The organism is Actinobacillus pleuropneumoniae, from assembly GCF_003290385.1.
In the GTDB taxonomy this organism is placed as follows: Bacteria; Pseudomonadota; Gammaproteobacteria; order Enterobacterales; family Pasteurellaceae; genus Actinobacillus; species Actinobacillus lignieresii.
In genome coordinates, this window is sequence record NZ_CP030753.1 from 1,761,997 (window position 1) to 1,778,529 (window position 16,533).

A 16,533-nucleotide genomic window follows, 5' to 3' on the forward strand; every position below is an offset into this window, starting at 1 on the left:
ACTTACTTCGATTAAAGATTTTCAATCGCTTGGTATTGCGTTTGAAGTTTCTCTAAACCGTTTTGGTACTCTTGCATTTTTTCACGCTCTTTAGCGATCACCGCTTCCGGTGCTTTTGCCACAAAGGCTTCATTGCCGAGTTTGTTTTCAATACGAGTGATTTCACCACGCATTTTCTCGATTTCTTTAGTTAATCGAGCAAGCTCTGCTTCTTTATTAATAAAGCCAGCCATTGGGATTAGCACTTCCACATTACCGACTAATTTCGCGACTGAAAGCGGTGCATTTTCGTCCGCACTTAGCACTTGTACGCTATCTAATTTCGCCATTGCTTTTAACAAGCGGTCGTTTTCCGCAAGAATTTTGCGTTGCTCGTCAGATACGTTGCGAACAAGGAATTCTAAGCCTTTACTTGGTGCAATGTTGCTTTCCGCACGGATATTACGCACAGCGATGATTAACTCTTTAATCCAACCGATTTGCATTTCTGCAGATTCGTCTAACTCGCTTTTCACCACTTTCGGGAACGGTTGTAACATAATGGTATCAGCGTCAATGCCCGCAAAACCTTTCACTTTCTGCCAAATTTCTTCGGTGATGAACGGCATAATCGGGTGTGCTAAACGTAATAATTTTTCAAGTACGCGTACGAGCGTTTGGCTTGCACCACGTTTTTGAGCCTCTGTACCGTTGGCGAAGACTGGTTTGGTTAGCTCTAAGTACCAGTCACAGAACTCATTCCATGTGAAGTCGTAAATTGCGTTTGCCGCTAAGTCGAAACGATATTGGCTTAATGCGTCACGGAATGTACCAACCGTGCGGTTAAACGCAGATTCAATCCAGCGATCCGCTAAGCTGTATTCCACTTCGCCTGCTGATAAATCAAGTTTATCGTTGGTTAATACGAAACGGCTTGCATTCCATAATTTGTTACAGAAGTTACGGTAGCCTTCTAAACGTTTCATATCCCAGTTAATATCACGACCGTTACTCGCTAATGCGGCAAGCGTGAAACGCAATGCGTCCGTACCGTGTGCAGCGATACCGTTTTCGAACTCTTTGCGAGTCGCTTTAGCAATTTTTTCCGCAAGTTGCGGTTGCATCATATTGCCGGTACGTTTTTCGAGTAAATCTTCAAGGGAAATACCGTCAATCATATCGATTGGGTCAAGCACGTTACCCTTAGATTTCGACATTTTTTGACCATTTTCATCACGAATTAAACCGGTTACATATACGGTTTTGAACGGAACTTGCGGTTTGCCGTTTTCATCTTTCACAAAGTGCATCGTGAACATAATCATACGCGCAACCCAGAAGAAGATGATGTCGAAACCTGTGATTAACACGTCCGTTGGGTGGAACATTTTCAGTTCTTTGGTTTGCTCTGGCCAACCTAAAGTTGAGAACGTCCACAAGCCTGATGAGAACCAAGTATCTAACACGTCTTCATCTTGTTTTAATGGTAAATCCGCTGGTAAGTTGTGTTTTGAACGCACTTCTTCTTCATTGCGTGCTACATACACATTGCCCGCTTCGTCATACCACGCAGGGATACGGTGCCCCCACCATAATTGGCGAGAGATACACCAATCTTGAATATCACGCATCCAAGAGAAATAAAGGTTTTCGTATTGTTTCGGTACGAATTGGATTTCGCCGTCTTCCACCGCTTTGGTCGCTACTTCGGCAAGCGGTTTCACACTCACATACCATTGGTCGGTCAGCATTGGCTCAATTGGCACGCCACCACGGTCGCCGTAAGGCACTTTCAAATCGTGCGGTTTGATTTCGTCTAATAAACCTAACGCTTCAAAATCCGCCACCACTTTTTTACGTGCAGCGAAACGCTCTAAACCTTGATAATCCGCAGGGATTTTCGCTTCGTAAGTGGTTAGCGGTTTACCGTCCGTACCGATAATTTCCGCTTCCGCACGAATATCCGCATTCATCGTCATCACGTTTACCATTGGTAAGCTATGACGTTTACCTACTTCGTAGTCGTTGAAATCGTGTGCCGGGGTAATTTTCACTACACCTGTACCAAACTCACGATCAACGTATTCGTCTGCTACGATTGGAATTTCACGGTTTGCAAGCGGTAATACCACGGTTTTACCGATTAATGATTGATAACGTTCGTCTTCCGGGTGAACCGCTACCGCCGTATCGCCTAATACGGTTTCAGGACGAGTGGTTGCCACTACTAAATAATCTTTACCGTCCGCGGTTTTCGCACCGTTTGCCAACGGATAGCGGAAATGCCAAAGTGAACCTTTGCTCTCTTTGTTTTCCACTTCTAAATCTGAAATTGCGGTGTGAAGTTTCGGATCCCAGTTTACGAGGCGTTTACCACGGTAAATCAAGCCTTCTTCGTGTAAGCGAACGAACACTTCTTTTACCGCATTCGATAAGCCTTCGTCCATGGTGAAACGTTCACGATCCCAGTCGATTGAGTTGCCTAAACGGCGCATTTGTTGGCTGATTGTGCCGCCTGAATAAGCTTTCCAATCCCAGATTTTGTTGATGAAAGCCTCACGCCCATAATCGTGGCGAGTTTTGCCTTCTTCCGCTGCGATTTTACGCTCCACCACCATTTGGGTTGCGATACCCGCATGGTCTGTACCGGTTTGCCAAAGGGTGTTATTACCTTCCATACGGTTGAAACGGATTAACGTATCCATCAAAGTTTGTTGGAAAGCGTGCCCCATATGCAATGAACCGGTTACATTCGGCGGTGGAATTGCGATACAGTAACTTGGCAGTGAAGGATTCTCAGTCGGCTTAAAATAGCCCTGTTCTTCCCAGTGTTTATAAAGTGCTTGTTCAACCGCTGATGAGTCAAAGCGGTCTGCCATTTGGAGGTTTTGGGTCATTGTTTTACTCTTATTTAATATGATAGTTTTTGTTGTACATTACTAATTCTGTTCCTTAACTCTATACACAAATTAGAATTAACCTGATAACTAGAGTTACAGCTATTATTGTCGTATTTATTTTGCCAATACTTAATTTCCCTTGATATGTTAGTTTGTCCCTGCATTGCTCTTATCGACTGCTGATTTTCTTTAATTACATTTTTGATATCTAATATATTTGTATCTAACTTTGATTGTAAATTATTAGTTACACTAGTGAGCTCTGATTTTAAAGCATATTTAGAAGTATTGTTTTGCAAATTTTCCAAGTCTTTTTTATATAACTCTAAAGTGTTTTTAACTTCTTGTATTGGCGTTATAATCTTTACTCCTGATGATTGTGAGAAATTATATAGCCAATTTTTAGGTTCGATTAAACCAAAGTGAGAACATAATAAAAAAATTAATGCTGCAGAATTAAAGTAAGATAAAAGAGATGGTTTATTCATATAATTCTCCGATAGACTCTATGTTACCTCTTATTTATTGAAACTCCGATAGTACCCATCAGGAGGCGAGCGTTAGCATTTGGAATTGCAAATTTTTGCAGAAATTTAACCGCTCGTAATCCACGTACGGCAAACAGTACGTGGTTAGGCTCAGCCTTCGGCTGAGTGAGACACTCTGTGGCTCTGTATTTTGTCTAACTTACAGCCCCAGCGGGGCTGAACTATACTTAACCTAGTACGGCTTTGCCGTGCTAGGATTTATCGGCATATTTTATGACCTCTTCACGTCCGTCAGGATAATGTCGAACAATATTTCCATTCGGTCGCTGAAACGTTAGCATTTCACGCTTTTTCTTATCGTCCATCCACGCCTTAAATTGAATTTGCAGTTGGCGTTGTTGTTCTCTAATTTGTTCAATTTTGGTCATTTTCTTTCTCCAAAATTTGTAGATTTTTGCGGAAATTTGACCGCTCTTTTTCCACGCACGGCAAGCCGTACGTTGCTAGGATCAGCCTTCGGCTGAGTGAGCCACGCTGTGGCTCTGTATTTTATCTAGCTTCCAGCCCTAGTGGGGCTGAATTATGCTTAATTAAAAACCATATCAAGATGAGGAATATTATCTTCTAAATAAATTCCGGAAGTCGCTGTGAACCCAAGACTTTTATAAAATCCTTGTAAATAACTTTGCGCTTGGATTTTGATTGGTTTTGCGGATTTCTCGGCAAATTCGACCGCTTGTAACATTAATTCACGAGCTAAACCTGTTCCACGATATTCTATTGCCACCAATACTCGCCCGATTTTTATATAATCTTCGCAAGGGATTATGCGACAGTAAGCGGTTAAATTCTCATTATTCTTTGCAAATAAATGCGTGGCAATAAGATCTAACTCATCCACTTCCTGATAAGGACAATTTTGTTCCACTACAAACACGGCGGTACGTAACTTGTAAATTTCAAACAATTCTCTTGTAGATAATTGTGAAAAGGCTTTGCAATACCACATTTACGCTTGTTCCGTTTCCAATTGCCAACCCAATTGTCGGTACTGTTTGTAACGCTCGCGTGCCTGTACTTTTTCCGTTTCATTTGCCGGTACGAAGTCAATAATCTGATTAAAACTGTTGATAAAATCCGGTACGGCTGTTTGTAACGAAATCAATAAATCTCGGCGTTGTGCATTACGCTTGCCTTTCCATGAAATTTCTATCGGTGTAGCGTATTGCGTGACTTCGCCGGAAAGATTATGCGGCACAAACGAATCGGGATCTCTTGCCCATAACGCTTCGTCAATATTCAAGGCTTGTTGTTCGGTTTCACAGGCAATCAATACCCGTTTACCTAAACGCCACGCATCCGCCGCTAAATCACACGCCATCGCTTCAACTGCAGAAAGCTCTTGCCCGCCGGCTTGATTCAACAGGTAAAATTTAACTTGTTTCACGATTCGCCCTTGCCTGAATAAAATGAATGAAGAAAAATACAAAAGAATGAGATTTTAGCCGAAAATGAAGAAAATTTGAAACGTAAGCGGTCATTTTTACTCAATTTTTTGTAAAACATTTACTGAAAACAACCGCTTATCAAAGATAAGCCGTCAATTTTCTCACTTAACGATTAAAAACTTGATAAGCGGTATTATCCGTAGCAGATTGAACTTATTTTTTTATCATCAATCTAACGCAACGATTCGGCTATTTCAATCACCCTATAATGATGTAGAATATAGTCTCCCTTAAACCTAACTTTAGAGGAATTTACCATGGGTTTATTTGATTTTGCAGCCAATATCGGCAAAAAACTTTTCAATAAAGAAGAAGAAGCTTCACAAGCGGTAACCGAACACTTAAACGAAGATAATCCGGGTGTCGAGAACGTTCAAGTTACCGTTGAAAACGGTGTGGCGAATTTGACCGGTATTGCGGCGACTGCGGCAGCGGTAGAAAAAGCGGTATTAATGGCGGGTAACATCGAAGGTATTTCAGAAGTGAAAATCGACGGAGTTCAAATTGCTAACGGCGAAGCGCTTGCCGGTGACGATGAATTTTATGTGATCCAAAAAGGCGATACTTTATGGGAAATCGCAACTAAAGCATACGGTAACGGTGCGAAATATAAAGCGATCGTTGAAGCGAATAAAGAAGTAATCAAAGACGAAAACAAAATCTTCCCGGGTCAAAAAATCCGTATTCCTAAAGGTTTATAGTCTTTAAATCGGAAAGATAAGGTAAACCGTATTGATGATAAAAAATCAGTAAAATTTAACCGCTTAACGGATAAATTTTGCTGATTTTTTTTGATTATTTCTTATCAATTGTCCATTATCCGCGCAATATCCCTCGACAGTTCATTGACATAACGTTACAATGAACGTCTATTTCTGTATCTTTTATATACCCCCAACTTGAGGTTTAAGAATGTCAATTTCTATTGAAACTTTAGAAGGCTTACAACGCCGCGTAACTATTACCGTAGCTGCTGATAAAATCGAAGCGGCTTACAAAGAGCAATTAAAAGGCTATGCGAAAAACGCTCGTGTAGACGGTTTCCGTAAAGGTAAAGTACCGCACGCAATTATCGAACAACGTTTCGGTTTAGCGGCTCGCCAAGACGTATTATCCGATGAAATGCAACGTGCGTTCTTTGATGCGGTAATCGCTGAGAAAATTAACCTTGCCGGTCGTCCTACCTTCACACCGAACAACTACCAACCGAGTCAAGAATTCAGCTTCACTGCAACTTTTGAAGTATTCCCGGAAGTTGAATTAAAAGGCTTAGAAAATATCGAAGTTGAAAAACCGGTTGTAGAAATCACAGAAGCTGATTTAGACAAAATGATCGATGTGTTACGTAAACAACAAGCGACTTGGGCTGAATCTCAAGCAGCGGCACAAGCGGAAGACCGTGTTGTAATCGACTTCGTAGGTTCTGTAGACGGTGAAGAGTTTGAAGGCGGTAAAGCGACAGACTTCACTTTAGCAATGGGTCAAAGTCGTATGATCCCTGGTTTTGAAGAAGGTATCGTTGGTCACAAAGCCGGCGAACAATTCGATATCGATGTTACTTTCCCTGAAGAATACCACGCTGAAAACTTAAAAGGTAAAGCGGCGAAATTCGCAATTACACTTAAGAAAGTAGAAAATATCGTATTACCTGAATTAACCGAAGAATTCGTGAAAAAATTCGGTTCAGCAAAAACTGTAGAAGATTTACGTGCGGAAATTAAGAAAAATATGCAACGTGAACTTAAAAACGCAGTAACCGCACGCGTTAAAAACCAAGTAATCAACGGTTTAATCGCACAAAATGAAATTGAAGTGCCGGCTGCAGCGGTAGCGGAAGAAGTGGACGTATTACGTCGTCAAGCGGTTCAACGTTTCGGTGGTAAACCGGAAATGGCTGCACAATTACCGGCGGAATTATTCGAAGCGGATGCAAAACGTCGTGTTCAAGTAGGTTTATTACTTTCAACCGTAATCGGTACTAACGAATTAAAAGTTGATGAAAAACGTGTTGAAGAAACGATTGCAGAAATCGCTTCAGCTTACGAACAACCGGCGGAAGTTGTTGCTCATTATGCGAAAAACCGTCAATTAACCGAAAATATCCGTAACGTAGTGTTAGAAGAGCAAGCGGTTGAAGTTGTACTTGCGAAAGCAAAAGTAACTGAAAAAGCGACTTCTTTTGATGAAGTAATGGCTCAACAAGCTCAAGGCTAATTCTCAAACATAAAGCTCTCCGGTTTGGAGGGCTTTTAATTAGCATTTTATAAGCGGTTGATTTTAGGAAAAAATTTGCAAAAATTTCTCTAAAAATGACCGCTTTCTTTTTAACAAGAAGAGAATTTAGTCATGGATTTAACATTTACTCAACAGCTCCAACAATTTATTGCGGCCCATCCTATTTTAATTTTTGCTTGGATTGCCTTAGTGGTTGCGGTTTTATTCAATTTTTATAAAGGCGTAACCAGCAAATATAAAATCGTTGAAAATGCTCAAGCAACACAATTAGTTAATAAAGAAGAAGGTATTTTCCTCGATCTACGTTCGGAAGATGAATTCCGTGCGGGGCATATCGTTGAAAGTCATCATATTCTGCCGAGTGAAATCAAAGCCAATAATGTTCATCCGATCGAGAAATACAAAGATCGCCCGGTTATCTTAGTTGATAGCAATGGTTTCTCTGCCGGTTCAAGTGCGGATTTACTTGCCAAACAAGGTTTCGCTAAAGTGTATGTATTAAAAGAAGGTATTTTAGGCTGGAAAGCTGCGAATCTTCCGACAGTTAAAAAACATAAATAATTTAAATAGATTAAAGGAAATATTATGGCTGAAGAAAACCAAGTGGCCGCTCAAGAAGAAGCGCAAACTCCGTTCGAACTTCAAATTCAACGTATCTATATCAAAGACGTTTCATTCGAAGCTCCGAATCTACCGACTATTTTCCATCAAGAATGGAAACCTCAATTAGGTTTTGAACTTGATACGGAAACCAAACAGTTAGATGAAGATCTCTATGAAGTGGTATTACACATTAATGTTTCAACTACATTAGAAGATAGCGGCGATACCGCATTTATCTGTGAAGTGAAACAGGCGGGCGTATTCACAATTAAAGGTATAGAAGGCATTCAATTGGCACATTGCCTCGCATCACAATGCCCGAACGTACTTTACCCTTATGCTCGCGAATTAATTTCCAGCTTAGTAAACCGTGGTACCTTCCCTGCATTAAATTTATCTCCGGTAAACTTCGATGCGTTGTTTATGGATTACTTACAACGTCAAGAAGCGGAACAAAACGCGGAAGCACCTGCAGTAAACTAATCTCTTTTAAGGTATGCAAATTGCATACCTTTTCTTTTCTCCACCCAATTCATAACTCAAAACTTTGCATAGGTTTAAATAAGCATAATTGACGGATTTATCTCAAATGATATATTGAGCGTTATTGTTTAACAGCCTATACGAATGCTAATTTCAACATATTTCATCAGATAAGGACAATATAATGAGTGAAATGTATTCGGCACCCGTTACGGTTTTAGGTGCCGGTTCTTACGGTACCGCTTTGGCAATCGCACTTGCACGTAACGGACATAAAACCTACCTATGGGGACATCAACCGGAAAAAATGGCGGTGTTGGCAACCGAGCGAATGAATAACGCTTTTTTACCGGATATTGCTTTTCCCGATGCCTTAGAGATTGAAAGTGACTTAGTTCAAGCCATTGCTAAAGCCAAAGACATTTTAATCGTTGTACCAAGCCATGTATTTGCCGATGTGCTAAAACAAATAAAGCCTCTGTTAAGTGCCCATCATCGTATTATGTGGGCAACGAAAGGACTGGAACGTAATACCGGACGACTATTACAAACCGTAGCACAAGAAATTCTTGGTAATCAATACCCGTTAGCGGTACTATCCGGGCCGACATTTGCCAAAGAACTCGCTCAAGGTTTACCGACAGCTATCGCACTATCCTCAACAGACAGCCAATTTGCCGATGAAATGCAGCAACGTATTCACTGTGCTAAAGCGTTTCGAGTCTATTTGAACAACGATATGATAGGTGTGCAATTAGGCGGTGCGATTAAGAATGTCATTGCAATCGGGGCTGGTATTTCCGATGGAATGGGCTTTGGTGCTAATGCAAGAACGGCACTTATTACGCGCGGTTTAGCTGAGATCAGCCGTTTAGGCGCATCACTCGGTGCAAATGCCAATACTTTTATGGGTATGGCGGGACTTGGCGATTTGGTACTAACTTGTACCGATAACCAATCGCGTAACCGTCGTTTCGGTTTAATGCTCGGACAAGGAAAATCCGCTGAGGAAGCTATGGCGGAAATCGGGCAAGTGGTGGAAGGTTTCTACAATACCAAAGAAGCGTATTTATTGGCTCAGACCCAAGGTGTCGAAATGCCGATTGTCGAACAAATCTATCAAATGCTATTCTGCGGTAAGAATGCGCATGATGTTGCTACGAGCCTATTAGGGCGTGAACGCAAAGGCGAATAAAGAGGTTTTAGATGAACGAAAGTGAACTTAATCAAATTTGGAAAAATATTAGAGAAGAAGCTGAAGAACTTGTCGATAATGAACCGATGCTTGCCAGCTTTTTCCATGCGACTATTTTAAAACATAGCAATTTAGGCGGCTCGTTAAGCTATATTTTAGCGAATAAACTCGCTAACCCGATCATGCCGGCAATCGCATTAAAAGAAATTATCGAAGAGGCCTATCAAACTAACCCTCAAATTATTGCCAGTGCCGCTTGTGATATTGATGCGGTTCGTACCCGAGATCCGGCGGTAGATAAATGGACAACACCGTTGTTATATTTAAAAGGTTATCATGCAATCCAAAGCTATCGTGTTACTCATTACCTTTGGCAGCAAGGACGTAAAGCATTAGCTATTTATCTACAAAATGAAATTTCCGTGGCATTTGACGTAGATATTCATCCCGCTGCCAAATTAGGTTGCGGCATTATGTTTGACCACGCAACAGGTATTGTAGTGGGTGAAACGGCGGTAATTGAAAATGATGTATCTATTTTACAAGGCGTAACTCTTGGTGGTACCGGTAAAGAGCACGGCGATCGTCACCCTAAAATTCGTGAGGGCGTAATGATTGGTGCCGGTGCGAAAATCTTGGGTAATATTGAGATCGGACGTTATTCAAAAATCGGTGCCAATTCAGTTGTATTACAGCCTGTTCCTGATCACGCTACCGCAGCGGGTGTACCGGCTCGTATTATTGGGCAATCGTCCGTACAAAAACCGGCTTTTGATATGAACCAATATTTTGAAGATATCGAAGGGACTTATGGAGACGGAATTTAGCCGTTAGCAAAATCTCCTAAAAATCATGCCGCTTGTTGTGAAATAAGCGGCATTTTTTATTCGTTTATTTTAGTGAGTATGGGAAAATCGTTCGTATCTTTCCCTAATCATCAAAAATCAAAAACAAAAAAGCGTGTCTTTCAACACGCCTTCTCTTTTAGCATTTCGCTTCAAATATTAAGTCTAATACCTAATTATTTGATGATTTTCGCTACCACGCCCGCACCTACTGTACGACCACCTTCACGAATCGCAAAACGTAAACCTTCGTCCATCGCGATTGGGTGAATTAAGCTCACAGTCATTTTGATGTTGTCGCCCGGCATTACCATCTCAACACCTTCCGGTAACTCGATTGTACCTGTTACGTCCGTTGTACGGAAGTAGAACTGTGGACGGTAACCTTTGAAGAATGGAGTATGACGACCACCTTCTTCTTTTGATAATACGTAAACTTCTGATTCGAAGTCTGTGTGCGGAGTGATTGTACCCGGTTTCGCTAATACTTGACCACGTTCGATTTCTTCACGTTTTGTACCACGTAATAATGCACCAACGTTTTCCCCCGCACGACCTTCGTCTAATAATTTACGGAACATCTCAACACCGGTTACGGTTGTTTTCGTAGTTTCTTTGATACCTACGATTTCAACTTCTTCACCTGATTTGATGATACCACGTTCAACACGGCCTGTTACTACCGTACCACGACCAGAAATTGAGAATACGTCTTCGATTGGTAATAAGAACGGTTTATCAATTGCACGCTCCGGCTCTGGAATGTATGTATCTAAGTGGTGTGCTAACTCAAGAATTTTTTCTTCCCACTCCGGTACGCCGTTTAACGCTTGTAACGCTGAACCACGTACGATTGGTGTATCGTCACCTGGGAAGTCATATTGAGAAAGAAGTTCACGTACTTCCATTTCTACTAATTCTAATAACTCTTCGTCATCTACCATGTCGCATTTGTTTAAGAATACGATGATGTATGGTACGCCTACTTGGCGACCTAATAAGATGTGCTCACGAGTTTGTGGCATCGGACCGTCTGTCGCTGCTACTACTAAGATTGCACCGTCCATTTGCGCAGCACCGGTAATCATGTTTTTAACATAGTCCGCGTGTCCCGGGCAGTCTACGTGTGCGTAGTGACGTGTTTCCGTATCGTACTCAACGTGTGATGTGTTGATGGTGATACCACGCGCTTTCTCTTCCGGCGCATTATCGATTTGGTCGAATGCACGAGCCGCACCACCGAAGTGTTTTGATAATACGGTAGTGATTGCTGCTGTTAAAGTTGTTTTACCATGGTCAACGTGGCCGATTGTACCCACGTTAACGTGCGGTTTTGTACGTTCAAATTTTTCTTTAGACATTTTAAAAAGCCTCTTAAACAAACACGGTTACAAATGGTACATAACCACATTAACCAAATGTAGAAATTGTTAATAAATTCAAGACATTGAAAAGATGAAAATAGAAGAAATGCTGGTGCTGATAGGCGGATTTGAACCGCCGACCTCACCCTTACCAAGGGTGCGCTCTACCAACTGAGCTATATCAGCGCTTGGAGCGGGCAGCGGGAATCGAACCCGCATCATTAGCTTGGAAGGCTAAGGTAATAGCCATTATACGATGCCCGCTGTTCTAAATTCGTCTGTCCGATGTGCGATTCAATTATAAGGAATGGTGGAGGGAGAAGGATTCGAACCTTCGAAGGCTGAGCCAACAGATTTACAGTCTGCCCCCTTTGGCCGCTCGGGAATCCCTCCACGATTAATTGAATACTTATTTACAACATGCGATAATGGTGCCGACTACCGGAATCGAACTGGTGACCTACTGATTACAAGTCAGTTGCTCTACCTACTGAGCTAAGTCGGCGTTGCATTGTCGTAAGCAAGTGAGGTGCATTATAGGGAAATTTTAAAAGCGCGCAAGCATTTTTTTCAAAAAAATTAAAAAATCTGTTTTTTCGATTGCTTAGTAAACAAAATGATTGTTTTTTAGATATTTTACCTGTTTTTCTTAAGATAAAACGTCCTATTTTTAGATTTATATTGTATATTTGTACCCCAGCTTTTCTAAGAAAAGCATACTATTGCATCGGAAAACTAGAGAATTTGGCTATGAGCCTGCAAAAATCAAACAAAATCACACCTTTTTTAACTTTTGATCGTCAAAAATGGGCCGAATTACGTAAATCCGTCCCGCTAAAATTGACCGAACAAGATCTCAAACCGCTACTCGGTTTTAATGAAGACCTTTCTTTAGATGAAGTAAGCACTATTTATTTACCGCTTGCCCGTTTAATTAACTACTATATTGAAGAAAACTTAAAACGTCAGACCGTATTACACCGCTTTCTTGACGTTGCGTCACCGAAAGTACCTTATATTATCAGTATCGCCGGCAGCGTATCGGTCGGCAAAAGCACTTCGGCACGTATTTTACAGGCCTTACTGTCGCAATGGCCGAGCGAACGAAAAGTCGATTTGATTACGACGGACGGTTTTTTATATCCGCTGACAACATTACAAGAAAAAGATTTGCTTAAACGCAAAGGCTTTCCCGAATCATACGATATTCATCGCTTAATTCAGTTCGTCTCCGATATTAAATCGGGTAAACGTCATATCCAAGCGCCGATTTACTCACACTTAACTTATGACATTATTCCCGATCAATATAATGTGGTTGATCAGCCGGATATTGTGATTTTAGAAGGTTTAAACGTACTACAAAGCGGTATGAATTACCCGTCAAGTCCGCATAACGTATTCGTTTCGGATTTTGTCGATTTTTCTATTTATGTCGATGCCGATGAAGATTTGCTTAAAGAATGGTATGTCGCTCGTTTTTTAAAATTCCGCCGCAGTGCGTTTTCCGATCCGAACGCTTATTTCCATCATTATTCCAAACTTTCGGAACAGGAAGCCATTCGAACCGCTTCGAGCATTTGGGATGAAATTAACGGTTTGAATTTAAAACAAAATATTCTGCCGAGCCGCGAACGCGCAAACTTAATATTAATAAAAGGCGAGGACCATGCGATTCAGACGGTGAAGCTTCGTAAATAACGAAAAATATGATGATAGCAACGTATCGCATAATTAATCTAAAATACCGACAATTAATAGGCGATCAATAGCTAAATTTTTGTTAAGCTAACCGCCTGTTTTTGTAAAATTTCATTTAAAAAAGACCGCTGATTATGAACAAAAAACTTTTACTTCCTCTAATTATCTTCTTAGGGCTCACCGTCACTTTTATGGTGCAACTTTCACGTAATGCGCAAGGGGATGATCCTAAAAAATTGGAATCCGCTTTAGTCGGCAAAACGATTCCGGATTTTCGCTTGGAATCCTTGTTAGACGAAAAACAAATGCTGGATCAAAACGTGTTAAAAACAGGTACGCCTCGTTTATTAACCGTTTGGGCGACATGGTGTCCGACTTGCTATGCCGAACATGAATATTTAACGCTACTGGCGAAACAAGGCGTGGAAATTGTCGGTGTGGATTATAAAGACGAACGCTCAAAAGCGATGAGATTCCTCGCCAGTTACGGCAATCCGTACAAAGCGAATATTTACGATCCTAAAGGCTCTTTAGGTTTAGATCTCGGTGTTTACGGTGCGCCCGAAACCTTTATCATTGACGGCAACGGCGTCATTCATTACCGCCACGCCGGCGATGTAAACGATCAAGTATGGAATCAAGTATTAAAACCGATTTATGAAAAACTTAAACAGTAACAGTATGAAAAAATTTCTCTCTCTTTTTATATTTGCAACAACCGTGGTAAACGCCGCACCTATTGAGGTTAATCAATTCGATTCGGCACAACAAGAATCGGATTATCATGCGTTAATCCAAGAGCTGCGTTGTCCGCAATGTCAGAATAATAATATCGCCGATTCTAACGCTACCATCGCGACAGATATGCGCTTCAAAACCTTGGAACTGCTTAAACAGGGTAAAAGTAAAAATGAAGTGGTGGATTATATGATTGAGCGTTACGGTAACTTCGTGACGTATGATCCGCCGCTGACACCGGCAACCGTGTTACTTTGGGCATTACCGGTAGCGTTGTTATTGCTCGGCTTCGGTTTAATTTGGGGACGAAAATCCAAAGCGAAACAAGCGGTTAAATCCGAACAAAATTCTGCAAAGGCAGAGATTGATCAAGCACGTTTAAATCAAATTCTTAACAATAAGGACGACTAATGAATTTTTGGATCATTATTGCGCTGATTACCATCGTCATCTGCTTTATTGCTTTCTATCCGTTATTAAAAAAGACCGCCAAAAGCGACTCGACCAAACGCGACAGTTTAAATAAAGCCTTCTATTTGGATCGTTTAAAAGAAGTCGAACGTGAAGCGAATGAAGGGGTGATTGACGACCCTGAAAAAACCAAATTGGAACTTCAACAAAGTTTATTAGACGATATTCCCGAGCAAGCACAGACGCAACAAGCGCAACAAACTAAATCGGGTAAAGTTTTGTTTGTCGGTCTATTGTTAGCAGTGGGCGCTATCGGTACCGCCGCTTATGTTAGCGTCGGTTCGTGGCAAGCCGGTAATATGATTGATATGACTCATAAGAAATTAGAATATTTTTATGAGCGTATTAAAGATGAAGACACCAATCCGCTATCCGAACAAGAGCTAAATCAATTTGCGATGGCATTACGCGTCGAATTACAAAATAAACCGAATGATGCCAAAGGCTGGTTTATGTTAGGTCAAATCGGCATGGCGAAAGATGACGGGCAATTAGCACTGGAAAGCTACGAAAAAGCCAGCAAACTGGACCCGAAAAATCTGCAATATAAAGGCAGCTACGCTCAAGTGCTGATGTTCTCGCAAGATCAAGCGGATAAGGACAGAGGTAAAGCGGTGCTAAAAGAAATTTTACGTGAAGATCATACCAATTTAGATGCGCTCAGCTTACTGGCTTTCAGTTCTTTTGAAGAACAAGACTATAAAATGGCGGCAATGACTTGGGGCATGATGCTAAAACTGATTCCTGAAGGCGAACCGCGCCGCGCTACAGTAGAAAAAAGTATCAATATGGCAATGTCGATGTTGCAAGAGCAAGAAAGCAAACAACCGGCTAAAGCGGAAGAGAAAAAATAATAACATTTTAGCGAACTAAAAACTGATTCGGGCGGGTTTATACCCGCCCTAAAATTGCAAAAGGATAAATAATGTTAAGTAAAGAGACATTAAAAATCGGTTTGGTTTCCGTTTCGGACCGTGCCTCCGGCGGCGTTTACCAAGACCAAGGTATTCCCGAATTACAAGCGTGGTTGGAATCCGTATTAACCGCCCCGTTTGAAGTGGAAACACGTTTAATTCCGGACGAGCAAGCTATCATTGAGCAAACATTAATTGAATTGGTGGATACGCACCACTGCCATTTAGTCTTAACCACCGGCGGTACCGGACCGGCAAAACGAGACGTCACGCCGGATGCGACCCTTGCGGTGGCACATCGTGAAATGCCGGGCTTCGGCGAGCAAATGCGCCAAGTCAGCCTGCACTTCGTACCGACCGCGATTCTTTCTCGCCAAGTCGGTGTTATTCGTCACGATTCGCTAATTTTAAATTTACCGGGGCAGCCGAAAGCAATTAAAGAAACTCTTGAAGGGGTAAAAGACGCACAAGGTAATACGCTGGTACGAGGCATTTTCAGCGCTGTGCCGTATTGCTTACAACTATTAAGTGATATTTATATCGACACTCGCTCTGAAATCTGCGAAAGTTTCCGTCCGAAATCAGCAAGAAGATAATCTTTAAAACCACGGAGCACCTGATAACTCGGAAAACTAAACAAGCGGTCAAATTTACTGAAAATTTTACATTCCGAGTAATCTGCGTTATCTGCGGTGATTAAAAATAGGAACTTATTATGAAAAAAATCGAAGCGATTATTAAGCCGTTCAAACTGGATGATGTGCGTGAAGCATTAACCGACGCCGGCATTACCGGTATGACCGTCACCGAAGCGAAAGGATTCGGTCGTCAAAAAGGTCATACCGAGCTTTATCGCGGTGCGGAATATGCGATTGATTTTTTACCGAAAATTAAACTGGAAATCGTAGTAGCGGATGACCAAGTGGACGCCTGTATCGAAGCAATTATCGATACCGCACAGACCGGTAAAATCGGCGACGGCAAAATCTTTATCTATGATGTCGAACGAGTGATTCGTATCCGTACCGGCGAAGAAAACGAAGACGCACTTTAACCGTTTTTAGCGATGTTACCCTCTCAGAGAGAGGCGGCATACAACCAGACACACG

The 16,533-nt window shown here is 41.5% G+C and carries 18 protein-coding genes and 4 tRNA genes; 12 read left to right on the forward strand and 10 right to left on the reverse strand.

The annotated features are described in order from the left end of the window. Positions 1 to 11 precede the first annotated feature (11 nt). The 5 genes from DRF63_RS08200 to DRF63_RS08215 form a co-directional block, all read right to left on the reverse strand. A complete protein-coding gene (locus tag DRF63_RS08200) occupies positions 12 to 2,876 on the reverse strand; it encodes a valine--tRNA ligase (RefSeq protein ID WP_043991894.1) in 2,865 nt (954 codons plus the stop codon). A gap of 14 nt (positions 2,877 to 2,890) precedes the next feature. Beyond that, a complete protein-coding gene (locus tag DRF63_RS08205; RefSeq protein WP_005619261.1) occupies positions 2,891 to 3,367 on the reverse strand; it encodes a hypothetical protein in 477 nt (158 codons plus the stop codon). Between the two features lie 251 nt (positions 3,368 to 3,618). Next, positions 3,619 to 3,795, reverse strand: a complete 177-nt coding sequence (locus tag DRF63_RS11155; RefSeq protein WP_005598756.1) for a hypothetical protein — start codon at positions 3,793 to 3,795, stop codon at positions 3,619 to 3,621. Positions 3,796 to 3,953: 158 nt separating this feature from the next. After that, positions 3,954 to 4,376: a GNAT family N-acetyltransferase gene (locus DRF63_RS08210; RefSeq protein ID WP_005598759.1), complete on the reverse strand. Its 423-nt coding sequence runs from the start codon at positions 4,374 to 4,376 to the stop codon at positions 3,954 to 3,956. Beyond that, complete coding sequence (locus tag DRF63_RS08215; RefSeq protein ID WP_005598760.1) at positions 4,377 to 4,814, reverse strand: DNA polymerase III subunit chi; 438 nt, start codon at positions 4,812 to 4,814, stop codon at positions 4,377 to 4,379. It abuts the gene before it with no gap. Positions 4,815 to 5,132: 318 nt separating this feature from the next. Between DRF63_RS08215 and lysM the strand changes: the two genes are divergently transcribed. From lysM to cysE, 6 genes are all read left to right on the forward strand, one after another. Next, positions 5,133 to 5,576, forward strand: coding sequence for a peptidoglycan-binding protein LysM (gene lysM, locus DRF63_RS08220; protein WP_005598764.1), 444 nt, complete (start codon positions 5,133 to 5,135; stop codon positions 5,574 to 5,576). A 211-nt stretch (positions 5,577 to 5,787) separates the two neighbouring features. Further along, a complete protein-coding gene (gene tig, locus DRF63_RS08225) occupies positions 5,788 to 7,089 on the forward strand; it encodes a trigger factor (RefSeq protein ID WP_005598766.1) in 1,302 nt (433 codons plus the stop codon). Between the two features lie 132 nt (positions 7,090 to 7,221). Next, positions 7,222 to 7,671, forward strand: coding sequence for a rhodanese-like domain-containing protein (locus DRF63_RS08230; RefSeq protein ID WP_005598767.1), 450 nt, complete (start codon positions 7,222 to 7,224; stop codon positions 7,669 to 7,671). A gap of 24 nt (positions 7,672 to 7,695) precedes the next feature. Beyond that, a complete protein-coding gene (gene secB, locus DRF63_RS08235) occupies positions 7,696 to 8,196 on the forward strand; it encodes a protein-export chaperone SecB (RefSeq protein WP_005598769.1) in 501 nt (166 codons plus the stop codon). A 184-nt stretch (positions 8,197 to 8,380) separates the two neighbouring features. Then, positions 8,381 to 9,391: an NAD(P)H-dependent glycerol-3-phosphate dehydrogenase gene (gene gpsA / locus DRF63_RS08240; RefSeq protein WP_005598771.1), complete on the forward strand. Its 1,011-nt coding sequence runs from the start codon at positions 8,381 to 8,383 to the stop codon at positions 9,389 to 9,391. Between the two features lie 11 nt (positions 9,392 to 9,402). Continuing rightward, complete coding sequence (gene cysE / locus DRF63_RS08245; protein WP_005598772.1) at positions 9,403 to 10,218, forward strand: serine O-acetyltransferase; 816 nt, start codon at positions 9,403 to 9,405, stop codon at positions 10,216 to 10,218. Positions 10,219 to 10,412: 194 nt separating this feature from the next. On the opposite strand, the gene tuf is transcribed toward cysE, so the two are convergent. The 5 genes from tuf to DRF63_RS08270 form a co-directional block, all read right to left on the reverse strand. Further along, the gene (tuf, locus tag DRF63_RS08250; protein ID WP_009875214.1) at positions 10,413 to 11,597 is read right to left on the reverse strand and encodes an elongation factor Tu; all 1,185 of its coding nucleotides are present in this window, start codon (positions 11,595 to 11,597) and stop codon (positions 10,413 to 10,415) included. A 113-nt stretch (positions 11,598 to 11,710) separates the two neighbouring features. After that, positions 11,711 to 11,786, reverse strand: a tRNA-Thr gene (locus DRF63_RS08255). Between the two features lie 3 nt (positions 11,787 to 11,789). Next, a tRNA-Gly gene (locus DRF63_RS08260) sits at positions 11,790 to 11,864 on the reverse strand. 44 nt (positions 11,865 to 11,908) lie between these two features. After that, positions 11,909 to 11,993, reverse strand: a tRNA-Tyr gene (locus tag DRF63_RS08265). A gap of 36 nt (positions 11,994 to 12,029) precedes the next feature. Then, positions 12,030 to 12,105: transfer RNA gene (locus tag DRF63_RS08270), tRNA-Thr, on the reverse strand. Positions 12,106 to 12,350: 245 nt separating this feature from the next. On the opposite strand from DRF63_RS08270, the gene coaA reads away from it, so the two are divergent. The 6 genes from coaA (at position 12,351) to glnB (ending at position 16,478) form a co-directional block, all read left to right on the forward strand. Continuing rightward, positions 12,351 to 13,301 carry a type I pantothenate kinase gene (gene coaA / locus DRF63_RS08275; protein ID WP_005598784.1) on the forward strand — a complete coding sequence of 317 codons (951 nt, stop codon included), beginning with the start codon at positions 12,351 to 12,353 and terminating at the stop codon, positions 13,299 to 13,301. 134 nt (positions 13,302 to 13,435) lie between these two features. Then, positions 13,436 to 13,978 (forward strand): DsbE family thiol:disulfide interchange protein, encoded by a 543-nt coding sequence (locus tag DRF63_RS08280; RefSeq protein WP_005598787.1) that lies wholly within the window; start codon positions 13,436 to 13,438, stop codon positions 13,976 to 13,978. Further along, on the forward strand, positions 13,959 to 14,450 hold the full coding sequence (locus DRF63_RS08285; RefSeq protein ID WP_005598789.1) for a cytochrome c-type biogenesis protein: 492 nt from the start codon (positions 13,959 to 13,961) through the stop codon (positions 14,448 to 14,450). Before DRF63_RS08280 ends, DRF63_RS08285 begins: the two co-directional genes overlap by 20 nt. Then, positions 14,450 to 15,364, forward strand: coding sequence for a c-type cytochrome biogenesis protein CcmI (ccmI, locus tag DRF63_RS08290; protein WP_005598791.1), 915 nt, complete (start codon positions 14,450 to 14,452; stop codon positions 15,362 to 15,364). The genes DRF63_RS08285 and ccmI overlap by 1 nt, the downstream gene beginning before the upstream one ends. Before the next feature lie 71 nt (positions 15,365 to 15,435). After that, complete coding sequence (mog, locus tag DRF63_RS08295; protein ID WP_005598793.1) at positions 15,436 to 16,020, forward strand: molybdopterin adenylyltransferase; 585 nt, start codon at positions 15,436 to 15,438, stop codon at positions 16,018 to 16,020. A 119-nt stretch (positions 16,021 to 16,139) separates the two neighbouring features. Next, positions 16,140 to 16,478 (forward strand): nitrogen regulatory protein P-II, encoded by a 339-nt coding sequence (gene glnB / locus DRF63_RS08300; protein ID WP_005598795.1) that lies wholly within the window; start codon positions 16,140 to 16,142, stop codon positions 16,476 to 16,478. The last annotated feature ends 55 nt before the right edge of the window (positions 16,479 to 16,533 follow it).